This is a genomic window from Agromyces sp. NPDC004153 (assembly GCF_053603635.1).
Genome location: NZ_JBSGFY010000001.1, coordinates 1,663,493 through 1,682,065, shown reverse-complemented (window position 1 = coordinate 1,682,065; position 18,573 = coordinate 1,663,493). Strand labels below are relative to the sequence as shown.

The 18,573-nt window shown below is 72.4% G+C and carries 12 protein-coding genes; 6 read left to right on the top strand and 6 right to left on the bottom strand.

The window, feature by feature from the left end; translation table 11 throughout:
- Positions 1–35 precede the first annotated feature (35 nt).
- Positions 36–917 carry a hypothetical protein gene (locus ACWEOH_RS07765; RefSeq protein ID WP_452029744.1) on the top strand — a complete coding sequence of 294 codons (882 nt, stop codon included), beginning with the start codon at positions 36–38 and terminating at the stop codon, positions 915–917.
- 51 nt (positions 918–968) lie between these two features.
- Here ACWEOH_RS07765 and ACWEOH_RS07760 read toward each other — a convergent pair whose 3' ends face one another.
- The 4 genes from ACWEOH_RS07760 to ACWEOH_RS07745 form a co-directional block, all read right to left on the bottom strand.
- Complete coding sequence (locus ACWEOH_RS07760) at positions 969–3,629, bottom strand: DUF4062 domain-containing protein (protein WP_452029742.1); 2,661 nt, start codon at positions 3,627–3,629, stop codon at positions 969–971.
- A gap of 81 nt (positions 3,630–3,710) precedes the next feature.
- Positions 3,711–6,329 carry a DUF4062 domain-containing protein gene (locus ACWEOH_RS07755; protein WP_452029740.1) on the bottom strand — a complete coding sequence of 873 codons (2,619 nt, stop codon included), beginning with the start codon at positions 6,327–6,329 and terminating at the stop codon, positions 3,711–3,713.
- Entirely contained in the window at positions 6,326–8,929 is a 2,604-nt protein-coding gene (locus ACWEOH_RS07750; protein WP_452029739.1) for a DUF4062 domain-containing protein, read from the bottom strand. Before ACWEOH_RS07750 ends, ACWEOH_RS07755 begins: the two co-directional genes overlap by 4 nt.
- Positions 8,930–9,127: 198 nt before the next feature.
- Complete coding sequence (locus tag ACWEOH_RS07745; RefSeq protein WP_452029738.1) at positions 9,128–12,070, bottom strand: GH32 C-terminal domain-containing protein; 2,943 nt, start codon at positions 12,068–12,070, stop codon at positions 9,128–9,130.
- A 125-nt stretch (positions 12,071–12,195) separates the two neighbouring features.
- On the opposite strand from ACWEOH_RS07745, the gene ACWEOH_RS07740 reads away from it, so the two are divergent.
- Positions 12,196–12,711 carry an N-acetyltransferase family protein gene (locus ACWEOH_RS07740; RefSeq protein WP_452029736.1) on the top strand — a complete coding sequence of 172 codons (516 nt, stop codon included), beginning with the start codon at positions 12,196–12,198 and terminating at the stop codon, positions 12,709–12,711.
- A 113-nt stretch (positions 12,712–12,824) separates the two neighbouring features.
- Here the strand turns inward: ACWEOH_RS07740 and ACWEOH_RS07735 are convergent, their stop codons facing one another.
- Both ACWEOH_RS07735 and ACWEOH_RS07730 read right to left on the bottom strand, forming a co-directional pair.
- Complete coding sequence (locus tag ACWEOH_RS07735; RefSeq protein ID WP_452029734.1) at positions 12,825–13,826, bottom strand: carbohydrate kinase family protein; 1,002 nt, start codon at positions 13,824–13,826, stop codon at positions 12,825–12,827.
- A gap of 4 nt (positions 13,827–13,830) precedes the next feature.
- A complete protein-coding gene (locus ACWEOH_RS07730; RefSeq protein WP_148732950.1) occupies positions 13,831–14,835 on the bottom strand; it encodes a LacI family DNA-binding transcriptional regulator in 1,005 nt (334 codons plus the stop codon).
- Between the two features lie 233 nt (positions 14,836–15,068).
- Here ACWEOH_RS07730 and ACWEOH_RS07725 point away from each other — a divergent pair, with 233 nt between their 5' ends.
- From ACWEOH_RS07725 to ACWEOH_RS07710, 4 genes are all read left to right on the top strand, one after another.
- On the top strand, positions 15,069–16,169 hold the full coding sequence (locus ACWEOH_RS07725; RefSeq protein ID WP_452029732.1) for a substrate-binding domain-containing protein: 1,101 nt from the start codon (positions 15,069–15,071) through the stop codon (positions 16,167–16,169).
- A 206-nt stretch (positions 16,170–16,375) separates the two neighbouring features.
- Positions 16,376–17,374 (top strand): ABC transporter permease, encoded by a 999-nt coding sequence (locus ACWEOH_RS07720; protein WP_238476356.1) that lies wholly within the window; start codon positions 16,376–16,378, stop codon positions 17,372–17,374.
- On the top strand, positions 17,371–18,180 hold the full coding sequence (locus ACWEOH_RS07715; RefSeq protein WP_452029730.1) for an ATP-binding cassette domain-containing protein: 810 nt from the start codon (positions 17,371–17,373) through the stop codon (positions 18,178–18,180). Before ACWEOH_RS07720 ends, ACWEOH_RS07715 begins: the two co-directional genes overlap by 4 nt.
- Positions 18,177–18,530 carry a putative quinol monooxygenase gene (locus tag ACWEOH_RS07710; protein ID WP_452029728.1) on the top strand — a complete coding sequence of 118 codons (354 nt, stop codon included), beginning with the start codon at positions 18,177–18,179 and terminating at the stop codon, positions 18,528–18,530. Before ACWEOH_RS07715 ends, ACWEOH_RS07710 begins: the two co-directional genes overlap by 4 nt.
- Positions 18,531–18,573 lie beyond the last annotated feature (43 nt).

Here is an 18,573-nt window from a genome sequence, read left to right as displayed (position 1 = left end):
AACGGGTCCGGACGGCCATCCGACATCATGAGGGGATGGACGATCCACGACCGCTGCGGGACCGTGCACCGAGCGAGGCCCGCGGCGAGCTGCTGGCGATCGCCCGGGCGTTCGCCGCGCGCCGCAGTCCCGCCCGGCTGCTCGACCAGTGGGCCGGCGACCCGACCGTGCGGCCGAGCCACGTCGACCAGCGGATCTCGACTCGCCTCGACGCACTCGCGCTCGAGGCGGCATCCGACTACGACGCCCTGCTGCTGTCGCCGGTCGCGCCGCTGGGCGCGAACTCGGTCGTCGCGCCGACGTCGCAGGACCGCACGCTGTCGACGATGCGCACGTCCGAGGTCGTTTCGGACCCGACGAACGTGCTCGCGCTCGAGGCGGCGACCCGGCTCCGTCGCGGCCCCCATGGACACGTGCGGCTGTGCACGGCGCACCAGGTGCTCCGGATGCAGGCCCCGCCGCCGGGACGCGGGTTCACGCAGCACTTCCGGATGTTCGCGCTCGCCGACGCCGGTCGGGGACGACCCTCGGACGGATTCGAGGTCGCCGCGGTCGTGGCGCAGCTGGCGGCGTACCGTCGGCTCGTGGATACGGCGGCGGCCGAGTTCGGCTGGATCGCGGACGCTCCGATCGCCGTGGTCCGCATCGACGACCGATACCCCGCACTCGCCGAACGTTTGCTGGCCGCGCTTGCGGGCGCGATGCCCGACGTCGCGGTGCGGTCCGAGGCGCTGTCCTCGGACTACTACGCCGGGATCCGCGTGGGCTTCGGCGTGCACGGTCCCGACGGCGCGCTGCTCGAGTTCGTCGACCTGGGCGTGCACGACTGGGTCGCGCGCCTCACCGGGGATCGGCGGCAGCGATTCGTTGCGAGCGCCATCGGCATCCAACTCCTGCCGCTCCTCCAGCCGGCGTAGCCGAGCGGGCCCGACCAACGATCCGGGCCCGCGGCATCCGTGCGACCGCGTTCAGGCGGTCACCGGCGTCTCGGCCTCGACCGACCCCGTCGCGTAGCGCAGCGCCGCCCGACGCGACATCGCGCGTCCGCGGTCGCGCGCGGCCTCGAACACGCCCGCGTACTCGGAGGCGAGCACGCGCTCCACGATGGGGCCCGACGTGGCGTAGGTGCGCTGGTCGACGCTGCCCGTGCGCGTGCGGAGCATGTCGGTGACGCCGAGCAGGATGCCGCCGCGCTCGAGGTCGTCCATCACGATGGCGCAGGCGGCGAGTCCGTCGACGGCGTCGACGACCCCCTCCTCGTTGCCGAGCTGCAGGGTCAGCTCGAGGTGACGGGCGAAGAGCGCGGGCGTGGGCTCGCCCATCGCGAGCTTCGCCCATCCGGCGTTCGTGTACTCGATCATCTCGACGAACCGGTCGCCGATGCGTTCCGCGATCCCGATGACCTGGTGGAAGGTCTCGAGCGCACGGGCCGGGTCGCCCTGCATGAGCGTGATGCTGCCCAGCTGGCCGCGGAAGAGCGCGTTGAACGTCGCGTCCTCGTCGGGACCGACGAGTTCGAGGGCCTTGCGCTGGAGTTCCTCCGCACCCACGAGGTCGGGCATCGCGGCCATCGCGCACGCCATGCCCTGCACCGTCAGCGCGGCGCCCTCGCCGAACCGGTCGCCCGCCGCTCGGAACAGGTCGGCCGCCTCGTGAAGTGGTCGGCCGTCCATCTCCGTGCTCCGATGCGCCAGTGCGACCCACGACGAAAAGGTGATCGCGATCGCACGGCTGCGGTCGGTGAGCGGCACGCCCGCGTCGAGCAGCCGATCCATCCAGGCCTTCGCCACCGGGAGCTGGTTGCGGATCCACCAGTACAGGAGCACCCGCCAGATGGCGTCGGCGACGATGTCGACCTCACCGACGGCGATGAGGTGACGATAGGCCGCTCGCACGTCGTCTCGCTCGGCCTGCAGCCGCTCGATGGTCGCCTGCTGCGTGAACCCGCGCAGGAGCGGTTCGGCCTCGGCGGCGAGGCGCACGTAGTACATGGCGTGCGCGGTGCGGACCGCCGCGGCATCCGGTTCGCGCCCGAAGCGCAGCGCCGCGAGCTCGCGTACGGGGACGAGCATCGAGAAGAACGAGACGCCGGCGACGTCGTGCTGTCGCAGCAGGCTGCCGTCGACGAGCTCGAGGAGCGTCCCCGGGAGGTCGACCGCCCACGGCTCGTCGCCGGCCACGGCCTCGGCGGCCTCGAGGCTGAAGTCGCCGACGAACACGCCGAGCCGCACGAACAGGGCCCTGGCGAACGGTCCGAGCAGGTCGATGCTCCATTCCACGGTCGCCCGGATCGTGCGCTGGCGCTCGGGCATGTCCCGGTCGGACGTCGTCAGGATCGGGAGGACGTGGTGGAGCTTCTCGAGCATCACGGTGGGCGTGAGCACGCGGATGCAGGCCGCGGCGAGCTCGATCGCGAGCGGCACGCCGTCGAGGGCGTCGCAGATGCGCGCGATGTCCTGCGCGTTCTCGGCGGTGAGGTGGAACCTCGCGTCGGCGGCGTGTGCGCGATCCAGGAACAGGCGCACTGCCGGCGCGGTGGCGATCTCGTCGAGGGTGCCGCTCTCGGGGTCCTCGGGCAGCCCGAGCGGCTCGACATCGAACACCTGCTCGCCGTGGATGCGCAGGCGCGACCGGCTGGTCACCAGCACCGTCGCCCCTTGGAGCTCGGTGAGCAGCGCGGTGACCTGCGGCGCCGCGGCGACGAGCTGCTCGAAGTTGTCGAGCACGATGAGGTCTCGACGGCCGCGGCGCGCGACCGCCAGCCGCTCGAGCGTGGGCGCCGCGTCGTCGTCGCGCACGCCGAGCTCCCGGGCGACGGCGGGCAGCACCCCCGCGCCGTCGCGCACGTTCTGGAGGGGCACGAACGTCACCCGGTCGAACCGGTCGCGGGCCTGGCGTCCCGCCTCGATGGCGAGCCGCGTCTTGCCGATGCCGCCCGGACCGACGAGGGTGACGAGTCGGCGGGGCTCGTCGCCGCCCAGCCACTCGTGCAGCGTCATGAGGTCGGTCTCACGGCCGAGCACCTCATCGGGGGAGACGGGCAGGTGATCGGCCGCGTCGTCGGACGGGCCCGAGTCGACCGTCGCGGGGTCGACGACGTGGTCGTCCCCGGCTGCAGCTCGTGACGCGTCGAATCGCTCGGCGAGCAGGATCGCGAGGTCGCCCTCGATGAGCTCGGCGAGCTCCTCGGCCGTCTCGAAGGTCTTGTACGAGGTCGAGTCGTCGTCGCGGATCTCCTCGACGAGCTGCGCCAGTCGCTCCTCGCGCTCGGCCGGTTGCTTCAGGTAGATGAGCTTCGGCATGTCGCGCGGCGCCAGCCGGTACTCGTCCTCGAGGCCCGAGGACTCCTCGTCGGGCGCGATCCAGCCGTACTCCTGCCAGTAGAGGCCCACGAACACCTCGCTCTGGTCGAGGTACGCGCGGTACAGCTCGCGGGGCGGATGCGGCCGCGCCCCGAGTTCGAACATCACGGGCGCGAGGTGCATCCGCTCGATCGCGGCGCGGGCGGCGCGGCGCTCGGGCTGCAGTTCCTGGAGCGTCGAGCTCACGAAGACCCGCAGGCGCTGGTCGGGCGTCCGGATGCCGCGCGCCTCTGCGGAGCCGCCCATCACGACGGTTCCCTCGACCACCGGGTGCATCCGCAGCGACGCCCCATGTGCCCATTGTCCGCGCGCCCGACGCACCCGTCCAGCACCCGGACGGGTGGCGCGCTATGCCCAAGCCGCGGCGGCGAGCTCGGGACCGAGCGCGAGGTCGAGCACGGCGCGGCGCGGCATCCGTCGACCGGTGGTGCGGGCGGCCTCGAACTCGGCCGCCCGGTCCGAGGCGGCCGCCGCCGCGACGAACGGCTGGTACGTGATGTACGAGCGCTGGTCGCTCAGGCCGGTGCGGGCGCGGAGCGCCTCGGACGCCCCGAGGAAGAGGCCGGCATGGGCGAGGTCGCCCGTCGCGGCATCCGTGGCGGCGAGCCCCTCGAGCGCGTAGGCCATGCCGTCGTCGTTCCGGAGCCGGGCGGCGAGCTCGAGGTTCCGCACGAAGGACGCGCGGTCGGGCTCGCCCAGCCCGAGGTGCGCGTAGCCGATCTGCGTCAGGGCGATCGACTCGACGAAGAGGTCGTCCAGCCGGGCCGCGTGGTCCCTCGCCTCCTCGAGGAAGGGCAGGGACTCGGCGAACCGCCCGCGGGCGAGGTAGATACGGCCGAGCGCGCTCCGGAAGAGCGCGTGGAAGGAGGGGTCGCGCCGCATGCCCGGGAGCTCGAGGGCGGTGCGCTGCCGTGACTCGGCGAGGTCCAGGTCGGGCGGCTCGGCCGACATGTAGGCGAGCGCCAGCACAGTGAGCGCGAGGCCCTCGCTGAACTCGTCGCCGAGTCCGCGGAAGATCGCCACGCTCTCCTCGAGCGGCTCGGCGCGCACCTCGCCATCGGTCTGCCAGAGCGGCACCCACGCCGTGAAGGCCAGGGCGATCGCGCGCGTCCGCGGCGAGAGCGGCGGCCCGGCGTCGAGCATGAGGTCCATCCACGCCTTCGCCTCGGGCAGGAATCCGCGGATCCACCAGTAGAGGAGCAGGCGCCAGATCGCGTCGGCGACCGGGTCCACCTCGCCGATCGCGATGAGGTGGCGATAGGCCGCGCGGAGGTTGTCGCGCTCCGCCTCGAGCCGGGCGAGCGCGTCGACCTGGGTCCGGCCGCGCAGCAGCGGCTCGGTCTCGACGGCGAGCTGCACGTAGTGGTCGGCGTGCGCGCGGCGGACCGCGGCGGCATCCGACTCGTCGTCGAACCGCGCCGTGGCGATCTCGCGCACGGGAGCGAGCATCGAGAAGAGCGGCATGCCCGCGTCGGCGTGCTGGCGCAGCAGGCTGCTGTCGACGAGCGTGAGCAGCGTGCCGAGCAGGTCGGTCGCGAACGGCGCCCCGACCGTGACGGCCTCGACGGCGTCGAGCCCGAAGTCGCCGGCGAAGACCCCGAGCCGCACGAAGAGCGCACGCGGGTCGGGTTCGAGCAGGTCGATGCTCCACTCGACGGTGGCCTGGATGGTGCGCTGGCGCTCGGGCACGTCGCGCGCCGCGTTCACGAGCAGCGGCAGCATCTGGTCGAGCTTCGCGAGCATGGCCGCCGGGGTGAGCGCGCGGATGCAGGCCGCGGCGAGCTCGATCGCGAGCGGTACTCCCTCGAGTGCACGGCAGATGCGGGCGACGTCGACGGCGTTCGCGGGCGTGACCTCGAAGCGCGGATCGGCCGCCTGCGCCCGGTCGCGGAACAGCTGCACCGCGGGCGACGCGAGAACCTCCTCGACGGTGGACTGGGCGTACTCGTCGGGGAGGCCGAGCGGCTCGACGTCGAAGACGCGCTCGCCGCGCACGCGGAGCCGCGAGCGGCTCGTCACGAGGAACGTCGCACCGGGCACGTCGTCGAGCAGCGAGACCACGTCGGTCGCCGCGTCGAGCACCTGCTCGAAGTTGTCGAGCACGATGAGGTCGCGACGGCCCGCACGGGCGACGCCGAGCTGCTCGGAGAGCGGGCGGTCGCCGGTGTCGCGCACCCCCAGCGCGCGGGCGATGGCGGGCAGGACCTCGCTGCCGTCGCGGAGGTGCTCGAGCGTCACGAAGGTCACGCGGTCGAAGGCGTCGCCGGCGCGGTGGGCGATCTCGATCGCGAGGCGGCTCTTGCCGATGCCGCCCGGGCCGGCCAGCGTCACGAGCCGAGTGCCGTCGTCGCGCACCCAGTCGAGCAGGGTCGCGAGCTCGCGGTCGCGGCCCACGGCGTCGGTGTACGGCGACGGCAACCGGCTCGGCGTCTCGGACGCGGGCGGGGGTGCGGACGCGGTCGCGGCGGGGGCCGGTACGCGCGACGCATCGAAGCGCTCGGCCAGGAGCGTCGCGAGGTCGGCCTCGACGAGCTCGGCGAGCTCGGCGGCATCCGTGAACGGCTTGTAGGAGGCGCGGTCGTCGTCGCGGATGCGGGCGAGCAGGCCCGCGAGACGCTCCTCACGGTCGGAAGCGTGCTTCACGTAGATGAGCCTGGGCATGTCGCCGGGCGCGAGCCGCCACTCGTCCTCCAGCCCCGAGATCTCCTCGTCGGGCGCGATCCAGCCGTACTCGCGCCAGTAGACGCCCACGAAGACGTCGCTCTGGTCGAGGTAGGCGCGGTAGAGGTCGCGGGGCGGATGCGGCCGTGCGCCGAGCTCGAACATGACCGGGGCGAGCCGGAGCCGCTCGATGGCGGCGCGGGCGGCCCGGCGCTCGGGCTCCAGCTCCTTCAGGGTCGAGCTGACGAACACGCGCAGGCGCTGGTCGGGCGTGCGGATGTGTGCCTCCGAACCTCCGTCGCTCACGGCACCGCCGTCTCGGCCGGGTCGAGCACGAGGTCGAACACCGTGCGCCGCGGCATCCGCCGACCGCGTGCGCGAGCCGTCTCGAACTCCTCGGCCCGGTCGGACGCGAGCACCCGGTCGACGATCGGCCGGTACGTGAGGTCGGGTCGCTGGTCGACGAGGCCGGTGCGCAGCCGCACGGTCTCGCTGGCTCCGAGCAGCAGGCCGGCACGCTCGATGTCGCCGACCGCCGCGGCGCAGGCGGCGAGCCCCTCGAGCCCGATACCCACGCCGTCCTCGTTGCCGAGCTGCAGCGACAGGTCGAGGTGCCGGGCGAACAGGTCGGGCCGGGGTTCCCCTCGACCGAGGCGCGCCCAGCCGCCGTTCGCCAGAGCGAGGCTCTCGACGAACACGTCGCCCATGCGTCGTGCGTCGTCGAGCACGCCGTCGAAGAGCTCGATCGCACCCTCGGGATCGCCGCGCATGGTCGTCAGGGCGCCGAGGTTGAGCCGGAACATCGCCTCGAACACCGGATGCTCGGATTCCGTGACGAGCTCCAGGGCCCGTCGCTGGAGCTTCTCGGCCCGCTCGAGGTCGGGCGGGGACAGCTTCGTCGATGCGATGCTGAGCACCGTGAGCGCGCACCCTTCGCCCACGACGTCGCTGACGGAGTGGAAAAGCGCGACGCTCCACTCGATGGGGCCGAGGTCGACCTTCGATCCCGGCTGCGACAGGGAGACCCACGACGAGAGGCCGAGCGCGATGGCCCGGGTGCGCGTGCGCAACGTGACGCCCGTCCGGAGGATCTCGTCCATCCACACCTTCGCCTCGGGCAGCTGGCTGCGGATCCACCAGTAGAGGAAGAGCCGCCAGACCGCGTCGGCGACCTGGTCGACCGCGCCGATGCCGATGAGGTAGTGCGCCGCCGCGCGCAGGTTGTCGCGCTCGGCCTCGATGCGGGCGAGGCCGCGGGCCTGCGCGGAGCCCTGCAGCTGCGGCCCGATCTCGGCAGCGAGTCGGAGGTAGTGATCGCCGAAGGCACGGCGCGCCTTCGTGGCGCCCGGCTCGCGCTCGAACCGGCCGGCGGCGATCTCGCGCACCGGCACGAGCATCGAGAACAGCGGAACGCCGTGATCGTCGTGCTGCCGCACGAGGCTGCCGTCGACGAGCTCCAGCAGGGTGCCGAGCAGGTCCTCGGCCCACGGCTCGCCGTGCGTCACGGCCTCGATGGCGTCGAGGCTGAAGTCGCCTGCGAAGACCCCGAGCCGCGCGAACAGCCGCTGCGCCTCGTCGCTGAGCAGGTCGAGGCTCCAGGCGACCGTCGATTCGATCGTGCGCTGCCGCTCGGGGATGTCGCGCGCGCCCGTGACGAGCAGCGGCAGCATCCGGTCGAGCCGGCCGAGCATCGCCGACGGCGTGAGCGCCCGAATGCGCGCCGCGGCGAGCTCGATCGCGAGCGGCACCCCCTCGAGCGCGCGGCAGATGCGCGCGATGCCCTCGGCGTTGTCGGGCGTGAGCTCGAACCGCGGATCGGCCGCCCGGGCGCGGTCCACGAAGAGCCGGACCGCCGACGCGTCCCTGATCGCCTCGAACGAGGCGCGGGTCGGGTCGGGCGGCACGACGAGCGGCGCCACGTCGAACACCCGTTCGCCGCGCACGCGCAGCCGGGCACGGCTCGTGACGAGGAACGACGCGTCGGGCAGGTCGTTCAGGAGCTGCACGAGCTGTGGCGCTGCGCCCAGCACCTGCTCGAAGCTGTCGAGCACGATGAGGTCGCGGCGCCCCGCGCGCGCGACCCCGAGCTGCTCGCTCAGGGGACGGCCGGACGTGTCGCGCACGCCGAGCTCGCGCGCGATGGCGGGGAGCACGTCGCCCGGCTCGCGCACGTGCTCGAGCAGCACGAACGTCACGCGGTCGAACGGGTCGCCCGCGTTGTGGGCGACCTCGATCGCCAGCCGGCTCTTGCCGATGCCGCCCGGTCCGACGAGCGTGATGATGCGCCTCGCGTCGTCGGCGAGCCAGCCGAGCAGGGTCGCGACATCCTGTTCCCGGCCGACCGCCTCGGTGTAGGGGACCGGCAGGTGCTCCACCGGGTCCACGGCCTCGAGCGGCTCGTGCGCCGCGACGGGCCCGCGCGAGGCGTCGAAGCGCTCGGCGAGGAGCGTCGCGAGGTCGGCCTCCACGAGATCGGCGAGCTCCTCGACGGTCGAGAACGGCGTGTACGACGCGGTGTCGTCGTCGCGGATCCGGCCGAGCAGCTCGGCGAGGCGCTCCTCGCGCTCCGCGGGCTGCTTGATGTAGATGAGCTTCGGCATGTCCCGCGGCGCCAGCCGGTACTCGTCCTCGAGGCCCGAGACCTCCTCGTCGGGCGCGATCCAGCCGTAGTGCTGCCAGTAGATGCCGACGAAGACGTCGCTCTGCTCGAGGTACGCCCGGTAGAGCCGCTGCGGCGGATGCGGCCGCGCCCCGAGCTCGAACATCACGGGCGCGAGGCGCAGCCGCTCGATCGCGGCGCGCGCCGCCCTGCGCTCGGGCTCGAGCTCCTTCAGCGTCGAGCTCACGAAGACCCGCAACCGCTGGTCGGGCGTGCGGATCTGCGTCTCGGGTGCGCTGCCGCTCATGGCGAGACCGTCGGCCTCACCAGGGTGCATCCGCCTCGGCGCCCCATTCACACATTGTGAGGCGCGCCGGGGCCGTCGTCCACCACCCGAGTTGGGGATGTCGCGCACGGGCCCGAGACGGTCGCCGTCGGGGTCGCGGCGCCGGAGCGCACGGCGGGCGGGATGCGCGGTCAGCAGCGCGCATCCCGCCCGCGTGGCTCAGCCGGCGACGCGCACGACGAGGGTTCCCCCGTCGGCGGTGCCGGCCGAGTTCTCGAGCTCGACCGTGTACCGGTGCTCGCCCGGTGCGGCATCCGCGATCGGGAACGCGACGACCCGATCGGAGGACGCCGAGCGGTAGACCCGGCCGACGACCGAGCCGTCCTCGACGAGCCGCACGACGGTGGTGGGCTGGCCCCTGCCGACCTTGACCTTCACGACGTAGTCGCCGTCGGCGTCGGGCGCGTGCTTCGGGCCGGTGAGGGCCGTCGCCTCCGCGGCGGGCGGCGGTGCCGTGGCCCCATCCACGCCTGCCTCGCGGTACATCGCGCCGTGAAGGGGCGTGACGGTGAGCGACTCGAGCGCGGCTCCTCCGCCCTCCGCCCAGAGTCCGATCGCGTCGGCCGCGGCGTTCGGGAACGCCTGGTCGGTGATGGTCGTGCGCCCGTCGGCGGTGAACACCTCCACCGAGGCGCGGTCCACATAGGCAGTGATCGCGATCCTGCCGTCGACGAGCGGCACCGGCGCGTCCTCGATCGACGCGAACGCCGGGTGGAAGCCCGTGTTCCCCGAGTCACGGCGGTCGACGAACAGGCGACCGGATGCCGCGTCGTACCCGATGCGAGTCGCGGCCTCGTCGTCGCCGAGCACGCTGATCCCCACCGCGTCGGCGTCGCCCGGCTCGAGCACGGCGTCGATGCGCACGACGTCGCCCGACACGGGCAGCGTCTCGGAGCCCGGCGCGATCGGCCGCGCGGCATCCGTGTAGGCGAGGTCGCGCTGCTCGAGCTGTGCGAACTCGGGCACGACCTGCTGCACCAGCCGCGGGCCGCGTTCGGTGGTGACGAGCGAGACGTCGCGCGGCAGGGCCATGGCGCTCCGCCAGGTGCCCGTCGGGATGTCGTTCGCGTACTCCCAGTCGTTCATCCAGCCGAGCATGACCCGGCGTCCGTCGGGCGCGTTCGCGAACGACACGGTGGCGTAGTAGTCCCGGCCCCAGTCGAGCCAGTCGTAGCCCTCGATGCGCGGCGCCGCCGGGGCATCCGCGAACACCACCTGGTCGACGAGCACGTGGCCCCAGCCGAACCGGTTGTTGTCGACGATGCGCACGGATGCCTCGCGGCCGGCGTACTCCGCGACGTTCCAGCTCACCCAGTCGAGGTTCTCGCTGTTGCGCCCGGTCGCCGTGCGCACGACCTCGCCGTCGACGACGAGGCTGACGCTCGTCTCGTCGGACCGCACCTGCGCCGGCTTGGCGCCGAGCACGAGGTGGTCGACCGTGAGATGGCCCCAGCCGCCGGTCGCGTCGTCGTGCACCTGGAAGCTCGCGTCGCGGCCGGCGAACTCCGACACGTCCCACGACTGCCAGTTGAGCTGGCCCGCCTCGGGGCCGGTGGCGGTGCGCACGACCTCGCCGTCGACGAGGAGGCGCGCCTCCAGCGCGCCGTCCAGTCGCTTGCCGCCGCCGAGGAGGAACGAGAGGTGATCCTCGCCGGGCTGGATCGTGAACGACGGCGACGTGAGGTCACCGAGGTTGTCGTCGCCCTTCGGGCCGCCCTCCCACGTGTTGATCCGCTTCGCGCCGAGGTAGTAGTCACCGCCGGCGGTCGACGGATTGCGCCACGGCTCGGTTGCGAAGTCGCCCGTGATCCGCCATCCCGCGTCGGCGAGGGTCGTGCCGTCGGGCAGCTCGAAGCCGTCGAACAGCAATCGTCCGGCGGGCGGCTCGTTGCCGACCTGCGTGCCCTCGACCCGCGGGTGGTTCCCGCCGCCCACGAGCAGGTTCACGAAGGGCCGGTCGATCGTGAAGGTCGGCGACTCCATGGAGCCGACGGGCCAGTCGCCGTCGGTGAAGCCGTTGACGAGGCCGGCCCCGACGAAGCCCGAGACCGGGTTCTGGTTCGCGAGCGTGCCGGCGGCCGGGGCATCCGTCCACGGGCCGTTCTTCCAGTTGCCCGGCTCGTTCTCGACCGACCAGCCCTCGTACGTGCCGTCGTCGAACCCGGCGAACACCTCGCCGGCCGGCAGCGCGCCATCCGGCACTGTGCTCTCGGACGTGAAGGTCGTGCCGTCGAAGTCGCCGACGAAGTACTGTCCGCCCGAGCCGCCGGCGACGGAGCCCGGGTTGAGGTTCACGACGAGCACCCACTTGGTGTTCGCGGGGTCGCCGTCGACCGCGAGCGGGAACAGGTCGGGGCACTCCCAGATGCCGCCGGTCGCGTTGGCGGGCCCGAAATCGCTGAGGTGCGTCCAGGTCTTCAGGTCGTCGCTGCGGTAGAGCACGACCTGGTACTGCAGCGCCTCGACCGCGACCATGACCCAGTACGACTCGCCCGTCTCGGGGTCGGTGTAGCGGAACACCTTCGGGTCGCGGAAGTTCGACGAGCCCCGGTCGAGCACGGGGTTGGCCGCGTACTTCGTCCACGTCAGGCCGTGGTCGGTGCTGTAGGCGAGCGACTGCGCCTGCCGTCCGGCGAGCGTCGGATGCGTCGGGGTGTAGGCGCTCGTGTAGATCGCGACCATCGGCGGATCCTCGGTCGTGCCGAAGCCGCTGGTGTTCTGCTCGTCGACCACGACCGAGCCCGAGAAGATGTCCTCGATGGCGCGGCCCTCGTCGTCGAAGCCCTGTGGGATGGCGATCGGCTGCTCCTCCCAGTGCACGAGGTCGGTGCTCGTCGCGTGGCCCCAGCTCATGTTCCCCCAGCGGGTGCCGTACGGGTTGTGCTGGAAGAACAGGTGCCACGTGCCGTCCTCGTACACGAGGCCGTTCGGATCGTTCATCCAGTTGCGCTCCGGCGAGAAGTGCAGGTACGGCCGGTACTGCTCGGTCGCCGGATCGGGTCCGTCATCGGCCATGGCGGGCATGGTACCCGCCACGCCCAGCGCGAGCACCGCGACGGCGGCCGCCGCCACCGTCGCGCGCCATCGTGATCTCGTGGTCATCGTCTGTTTCGCCCTTCATTGCGCGAGTCATGCGCTCTACATGACATCGTTGTCAGTCGACGGGCGCGATGCTACGCAGTGTCCGCCGGACAATGCAAGGGCCACCCCTGCCGTAGCCTCGACGCATGGACGCGCTCATCCGCCGGGCACAGGTCGCGGATGCCCCGGGCATCGCGCGCGTGCACTGGGACAGCCATCAGACGACCTACGTGCAGCCTGGCCGGGTCGCACGTGACAAGGTCGAGGCGTGGACCATGCGGATCCGCATCTCCACCTGGACCGCGAACCTCGCCATCGCGAACGACGTGTACCCGGCGCCCGAGGGCTTCCACCGCATGGAGATCTGGGTGGCCGAGGTCGACGGCGAGGTCGTCGGCTGGGCCAACACGAGCGCCGGCCGCGATGCCGACGGCCCGCGCGACCTCGAGCTCGAGGGGCTCTACGTGCTCGACGCGCACCACGGCACCGGGGTCGGGCAGGCCCTCGTCGATGCGGCGCTCGGCGACCGACCGGCGTACCTCTGGGTGCTCGCCGACAACCCGCGGGCTCGCGCGTTCTACCGGCGCAACGGCTTCGAGCCCGACGGTTCCGAGAAGTTCGACGACGAGTGGCAGGTCACCGAGGTGCGCCTCGTGCGCTGACGGATGCCGCGTCGGCCGGCCCCGGCGTCGAACCGTCGCCCCTGCATGGTGATGCCCGCGAGGACCATGCATCCGCGACGGTTCGCTCACCGGTCGGCGGAGCGATCCGCGCCTCAGCTCGGGTAGATCGTCTCGTGCGTCGGAACGCGCAGCAGCGCTCCCTCGTGGCGCACGGTGGCCGCCGCGATCGTCATCGCCTCGCGCAGGGTGGCCGCCCAGGCATCCGTCGTCTCGGGCACGCCCTGCGTCGCGATGTGATGCACGATCGCCGACAGCGTCGCGTCGCCGGCGCCCATGGTGTCGACGACCGGACCGGGCAGGGGCACGATGTCCGCATGCACGACGTCATCGCCGGCGTGCACGGTGGCGCCGTGCCGACCCGCGGTGGCGAGGACCGCGCCCGCCCCGCCCGCGTCCGCCCCGCCCGCGCCGTCGGCTCGGCTCGCGCCGTCCTCGCCCGCGCCGTCCGCTCGGCTCGCGCCGTCGGCTCGGCGGAGTCGCTGGACGAACGCGTCGAGCGTGTCGTCGAGGAGCAGCTCGGCGTCCTCGTCGCCCACCTTCACGAGCAGCGACCGGGCCGCGATCTCCTCGAAGTTGGCGAGGAACCGCTCGCGGTCGGCCATCATGCCCGACCGGGGGTTGCCGTCGACGATGAGGCGCTCGCCCGGGCGCTCGATGGCCCCGACGAGCGACGCGACCTGCGCGTCGTCGTCGAACGGGTAGCAGCTCACGACCACGAGGTCGGCCTCGTCGAGCGCGGCACGGGTGGCGTCGTCGAAGCGCAGGGCGCGACGCTTGGCCGCCTCGTTGAACTCGTAGCGCGGCTCGCCGCCCTCGCTACGGTCGGAGACGGCGCGCGACGTGCCGTGGGGCGAGGGGCTCTCGACCAGGCGCACGCCGTAGTCGTGCAGGAAGGCGCGGATCCGCTCGGCGGCCTCGTCGTCGCCGAGCATCGCGACGAGCGTCACGTCCTCGCCGAGCAGGGCGAGGCCGACGGCCACGTTGAGCGCGGCGCCGCCGACGAACTCGCGGGAGCCGTGCTCGTCGCGGAGCTCGTCGATCAGCGCGTCGCCGACGACGGCGACCCGCCTCGGCGAACGTGTCGGGTCGGTCATGCGATCAGCCTCCCTGGCGCGGCGGGAGTTCACCGGAGCCGCGCTCGATCAGTCGGGTCGGCACGATCGTACGCGCCGCGGGGGAGTGGTCGCCGTCGAGCCGGGCGAAGACCCGCTCGGCCGCGATGCGCCCGATCTCCTGCGGATCCTGTGCGACGACGGTGAGGCCGGGCTCGAGCAGGTCGCCGAGCGGCACGTCGTCGAAGCCCACGAGCGCGGTGTCGTGGTGCCGGCCGAGCTCGCGAAGGGCGTGGATGACGCCGATCGTGACGAGGTTCTGGCTGCTGAAGATCGCCGTCGGCGGATTCGGCGAATCGAAGAGCGCGATCGTGGCAGCACGTGCGGACTCCTCGTCGTGGAGTCCTTCGAGCACCGGCACGTCGCGCGTCGCGACACCGGCGCGGCCGAGTTCCTCGAGGAACCCCCGCCGCCGCTCACGGGCGGTCTGGATGACGGGACGGTCCCCGAGGTAGGCGAGCCGCCGATGGCCGCGTTCGAGGAGGTGGCGGGTGGCGAGTGCGGCGCCCTCGGCGTTGTCGCTGACCACCGCGTCGGACGTGATGCCGGCGGGCTCGCGGTCGACGAACACGACCGGGGTGCCGCGTCGCAGCTCGGGCGCGAGGTAGGCCTGGCTCTGGGACACGGTCGTGAGGATGAGCCCGTCGACGCGGCGTCGCAGGAACGCATGGACGGCCTCCTGCTCGCGGTCGGGGTCGTCGTCGAGGCTCGAGGCGAAGACCGCGACCCCGTGCGAGAGCGCCACGTCCTCGACGGCGCGGTGGACGGCGCCCGCGAACGGGTTGTCGACGCTGCCCACGAGGAGCCCGAGCGTGCGAGTCCGTCCATCGGCGCGGCGGAGGTTCCCCGCGTGCAGGTCGGGCTGGTAGTCGAGCGTGCGCGCGGCCGCCGTGACCTTCGCGATCGTGGCCGCCGAGACGTTGGGCTCGCCGTTGATCACGCGGGAGACGGTCTTGACCCCGACGCCGGCGAGGGCGGCGACGTGCCGCATCGTGGGGCGGGATCTCGGGTCCGCGGCGGCGCCCGAAGCGCGTTGCGGGGCACGTTCCGCCGCATTTCCCGCTGCGCCCCCCGAGGCCGGCGGTGTCGCGTTTGACAACGATGTCACCTTCTGATCTCCAATATGCAAGTTCGACTTGACTATACACACGGGCATGGTCTAGACCTAACGTGACATCGTTGTCAGGTCGGCAACGATCGCCACGAACCGGAGGAGATTCATCGATGAATCGCACAGCACCTGCGGCGTTCCGTCGCCGCATCATCACGGCGGGCGCGCTGACCGCGGCCGCCGCCCTCGCCTTCACCGGATGCGCCTCGGGCGGGTCCGCGTCGGGCGACGACGCGAGCGGCGACGGTCCGATCGGCGTCTCGCTCATCGTCAAGACGACCACCAACCCCTTCTTCGTCGCGATGCAGGATGGCGCCGAGGCGGCCGCCGAGGAACTGGGTGTCGAGCTCACCATGGCGGCAGGCAAGGAGGACGGTGACGAGGACACCCAGATCCAGGCGATCGAGAACGCCATCTCGAAGGGCGACGCCGGCATCCTCATCACGCCGAACGGACCCGCGGTCGAGGACGCGCTCGTGAAGGCCCGCGACGCCGGGCTCTACGTCATCGCGCTCGACACCCCGCCGGCCGACCCCCACTCGGTCGACATCACGTTCGCGACCGACAACTTCCAGGCCGGCCAGGAGATCGGCAAGTGGACCGCCGCGAAGCTCGGCGGCGAGAAGGCCACGATCGCGCTCATCGACCTCTTCGACGACAAGGTCGTCTCGGTGGACTACAACCGCGACCAGGGCTTCCTCGACGGCATGGGCATCGACACCGCCGATCCCGAGGCCAACGGCGACGAGGCGCCGACCGGCACGTACAGCGGCGGCGACTACGAGATCGTCGGCAACGAGGCCTCCCAGGGCGCCGAGGACGGCGGCCGCACCGCGGCCGAGACGCTGCTGTCGAAGAACCCCGACATCAACGTCGTCTACACGATCAACGAGCCCGCGGCCTACGGCGCGTACGAGGCCTTCAAGGCGGCCGGCAAGACCGACGGGCTCATCGTGGTCTCGGTCGACGGCGGCTGCGCCGGCATCGACGCCGTGAAGGACGGTCTCATCGGCGCGACCAGCCAGCAGTACCCGGTGAAGATGGCCGAGCTCGGCGTTCAGGCGATCTTCGACCTCGTCGAGTCCGGCACGGCGCCCGAGGTCACCGACGGCCTCGACTTCTACAACACCGGCGTCGCGCTCGTCACCGACGAGGCCCAGGACGGCGTCGAGTCGATCGACACCGCGGAGGGCGGCGAGATCTGCTGGGGCTGATCCCCGGCACCCGACCGTGAGGCGGTGCGGGTCGGCAGGCGGATGTCGCGAGCGGGCCGCGCCCCGCGGCATCCGTCGCCCCGCCCGACCCGCACCGCCCCACCTCACTTCACGAGACAACGGAGAACGACGTGAGTCAGCACACGACCGAGCCGGCGGCATCCGGCAGCCCACCGCAGGGCGAGCCGCCGACGTCGGCGCTCGACCTGGCCGAGGAGTTCCTCGACCGCACCACCCCGCTGAGCCGCATCCGAAACACCCTGCACCGATACCCCGCGATCAGCCCGGCCATCGTGCTCGTGCTCGCCGTCATCGTGTTCGGCCTGCTCAACGATCGCTTCCTGAACCCGGCGAACCTCTCGCTCATCACCCAGCAGGTCGCCGTGGTCGGCACGCTCGCGATCGCCCAGACGCTCATCATCCTCACCGCCGGCATCGACCTCTCGGTCGGCGCGGTCATGGTGCTGAGCTCGATGGTCATCGCGCAGACGACCGTGCAGGCGGGGCTGCCCGCCGTGCTCGGGCTGTTCCTCGGCCTCGTCGTCGGCCTCGGCGCGGGCGCCATGAACGGGTTCCTCGTCACGAGGCTCAAGCTGCCGCCGTTCATCGTGACGCTCGGCACGCTCAACATCTTCGTCGCGCTGACGCTGCTCTACTCGGGCGGCGCCACCGTGCGCGGTGCCGAGATGCCCCCGCTGCTCACGTGGACGGGCGCGACCTTCGACGTGCTGGGCGTGAACTTCACGGTCGGCGTCGTCATGATGCTGCTCCTGTACGTGGTCGTCGCGTTCATCCTCGCGAAGACGGCGTGGGGCCGGCACGTCTACGCCGTCGGCGACGACCCCGAGTCGGCGCGCCTCGCCGGCATCCGGGTCAACCGCGTGCTCATGAGCGTCTACCTCGCGGCGGGCGCGATCCTCGCGATCGGCGCGTGGATCCAGATCGGCCGCACCAACGCGGCCTCCCCGAACGCAGGCGTCGACCTCAACCTCGACTCCATCACCGCCGTCGTCATCGGCGGCACGAGCCTCTTCGGCGGGCGCGGCACGGTGTGGGGCACGCTGCTCGGCGCCCTCATCGTCGGCGTCTTCCGCAACGGCCTCTCGCTCGCCGGGCTCGACGTGCTCTGGCAGACCTTCGCGGTGGGCGTGCTCATCATCGTCGCCGTCTCCGTCGACCAGTGGATCCGGAAGGTACGCAAATGACCGACACCATCGCAGCGGATGCCGCGGGCGGCCCGGCCTCGGGCGAGACCCGTACTCCCATCCTGCGGGCCCGCCGGCTCGTGAAGACGTTCGGCCGCGTCGTCGGCCTCGACGGGGTGAGCCTCGAGCTCTATCCCGGCGAGGTGCTCGCGGTGATCGGCGACAACGGCGCCGGCAAGTCGACGCTGATCAAGTGCCTCACGGGCGCCGAGGTGCCCGACGAGGGCGAGATCTTCCTCGACGGCCGGCCGGTGCACTTCAAGCGGCCGCAGGACGCCCGGGCGGCGGGCATCGAGACCGTCTACCAGAACCTCGCCGTCTCGCCCGCGCTCGACGTGGCCTCGAACCTCTTCCTCGGCCGCGAGGAGCGGAAGAAGGGCCTCCTCGGCTCCGTCTTCAGAGTGGTCGACCAGAAGGGCATGCGGCAGAAGGCGAAGGCCGAGCTCACCGCGCTCGGGATCTCGACCCTGCAGGACGTCACCGTCGCCGTCGAGAACCTCTCGGGCGGGCAGCGCCAGGCCGTCGCCGTCGCCCGCGCGGCGGCGTTCGGCTCGAAGGTCGTGGTGCTCGACGAGCCCACAGCCGCCCTCGGCGTGCGCGAGTCCAACCAGGTGCTCGAGCTCATCCGGAACCTGCGCGATCGGGGCATCCCCGTGATCCTCATCTCGCACAACATGCCGCACGTGTTCGACGTGGCCGATCGCATCCACGTGCAGCGGCTCGGCAAGCGCGCGGCGACCATCACGCCGCAGACCCACTCGATGACCGACGCCGTCGCGATCATGACGGGCGCGGCGCGCGCATGAGCTGGTCGAGCGAGGAGGGTCGCGTCGAGCTCGTCGCGCGCTTCACGGCGCGACCCGGGCGCGAGGAGGAGGTCGCCGGCCTCCTCCTCGCCCTCACGGCCCAGGTGCGCGAGGAGCCGGGATGCCTCGCCTTCGAGCCGTACCGGGTCGCCCTGCCGCCGGCCGGAGCGGGCGTCGCGGCCGGGCCCGAGTCGGCGGGTGCGGCGTTCGCGGTGCTCGAGGCCTATCGCGACGAGGCGGCGTTCGCCGCGCACCTCGCCGCGCCGTACGGTGCCGAGTTCAATGCGGCGCTCGGCCCGCTCATCGTCGAGGACGGATCGGTGCTCACGTTCCTCGCGCCGCTCTCCTGACCGACCCCTCCACCGCGGGCCCGGAGGCGTCGGAGCGTCCGGG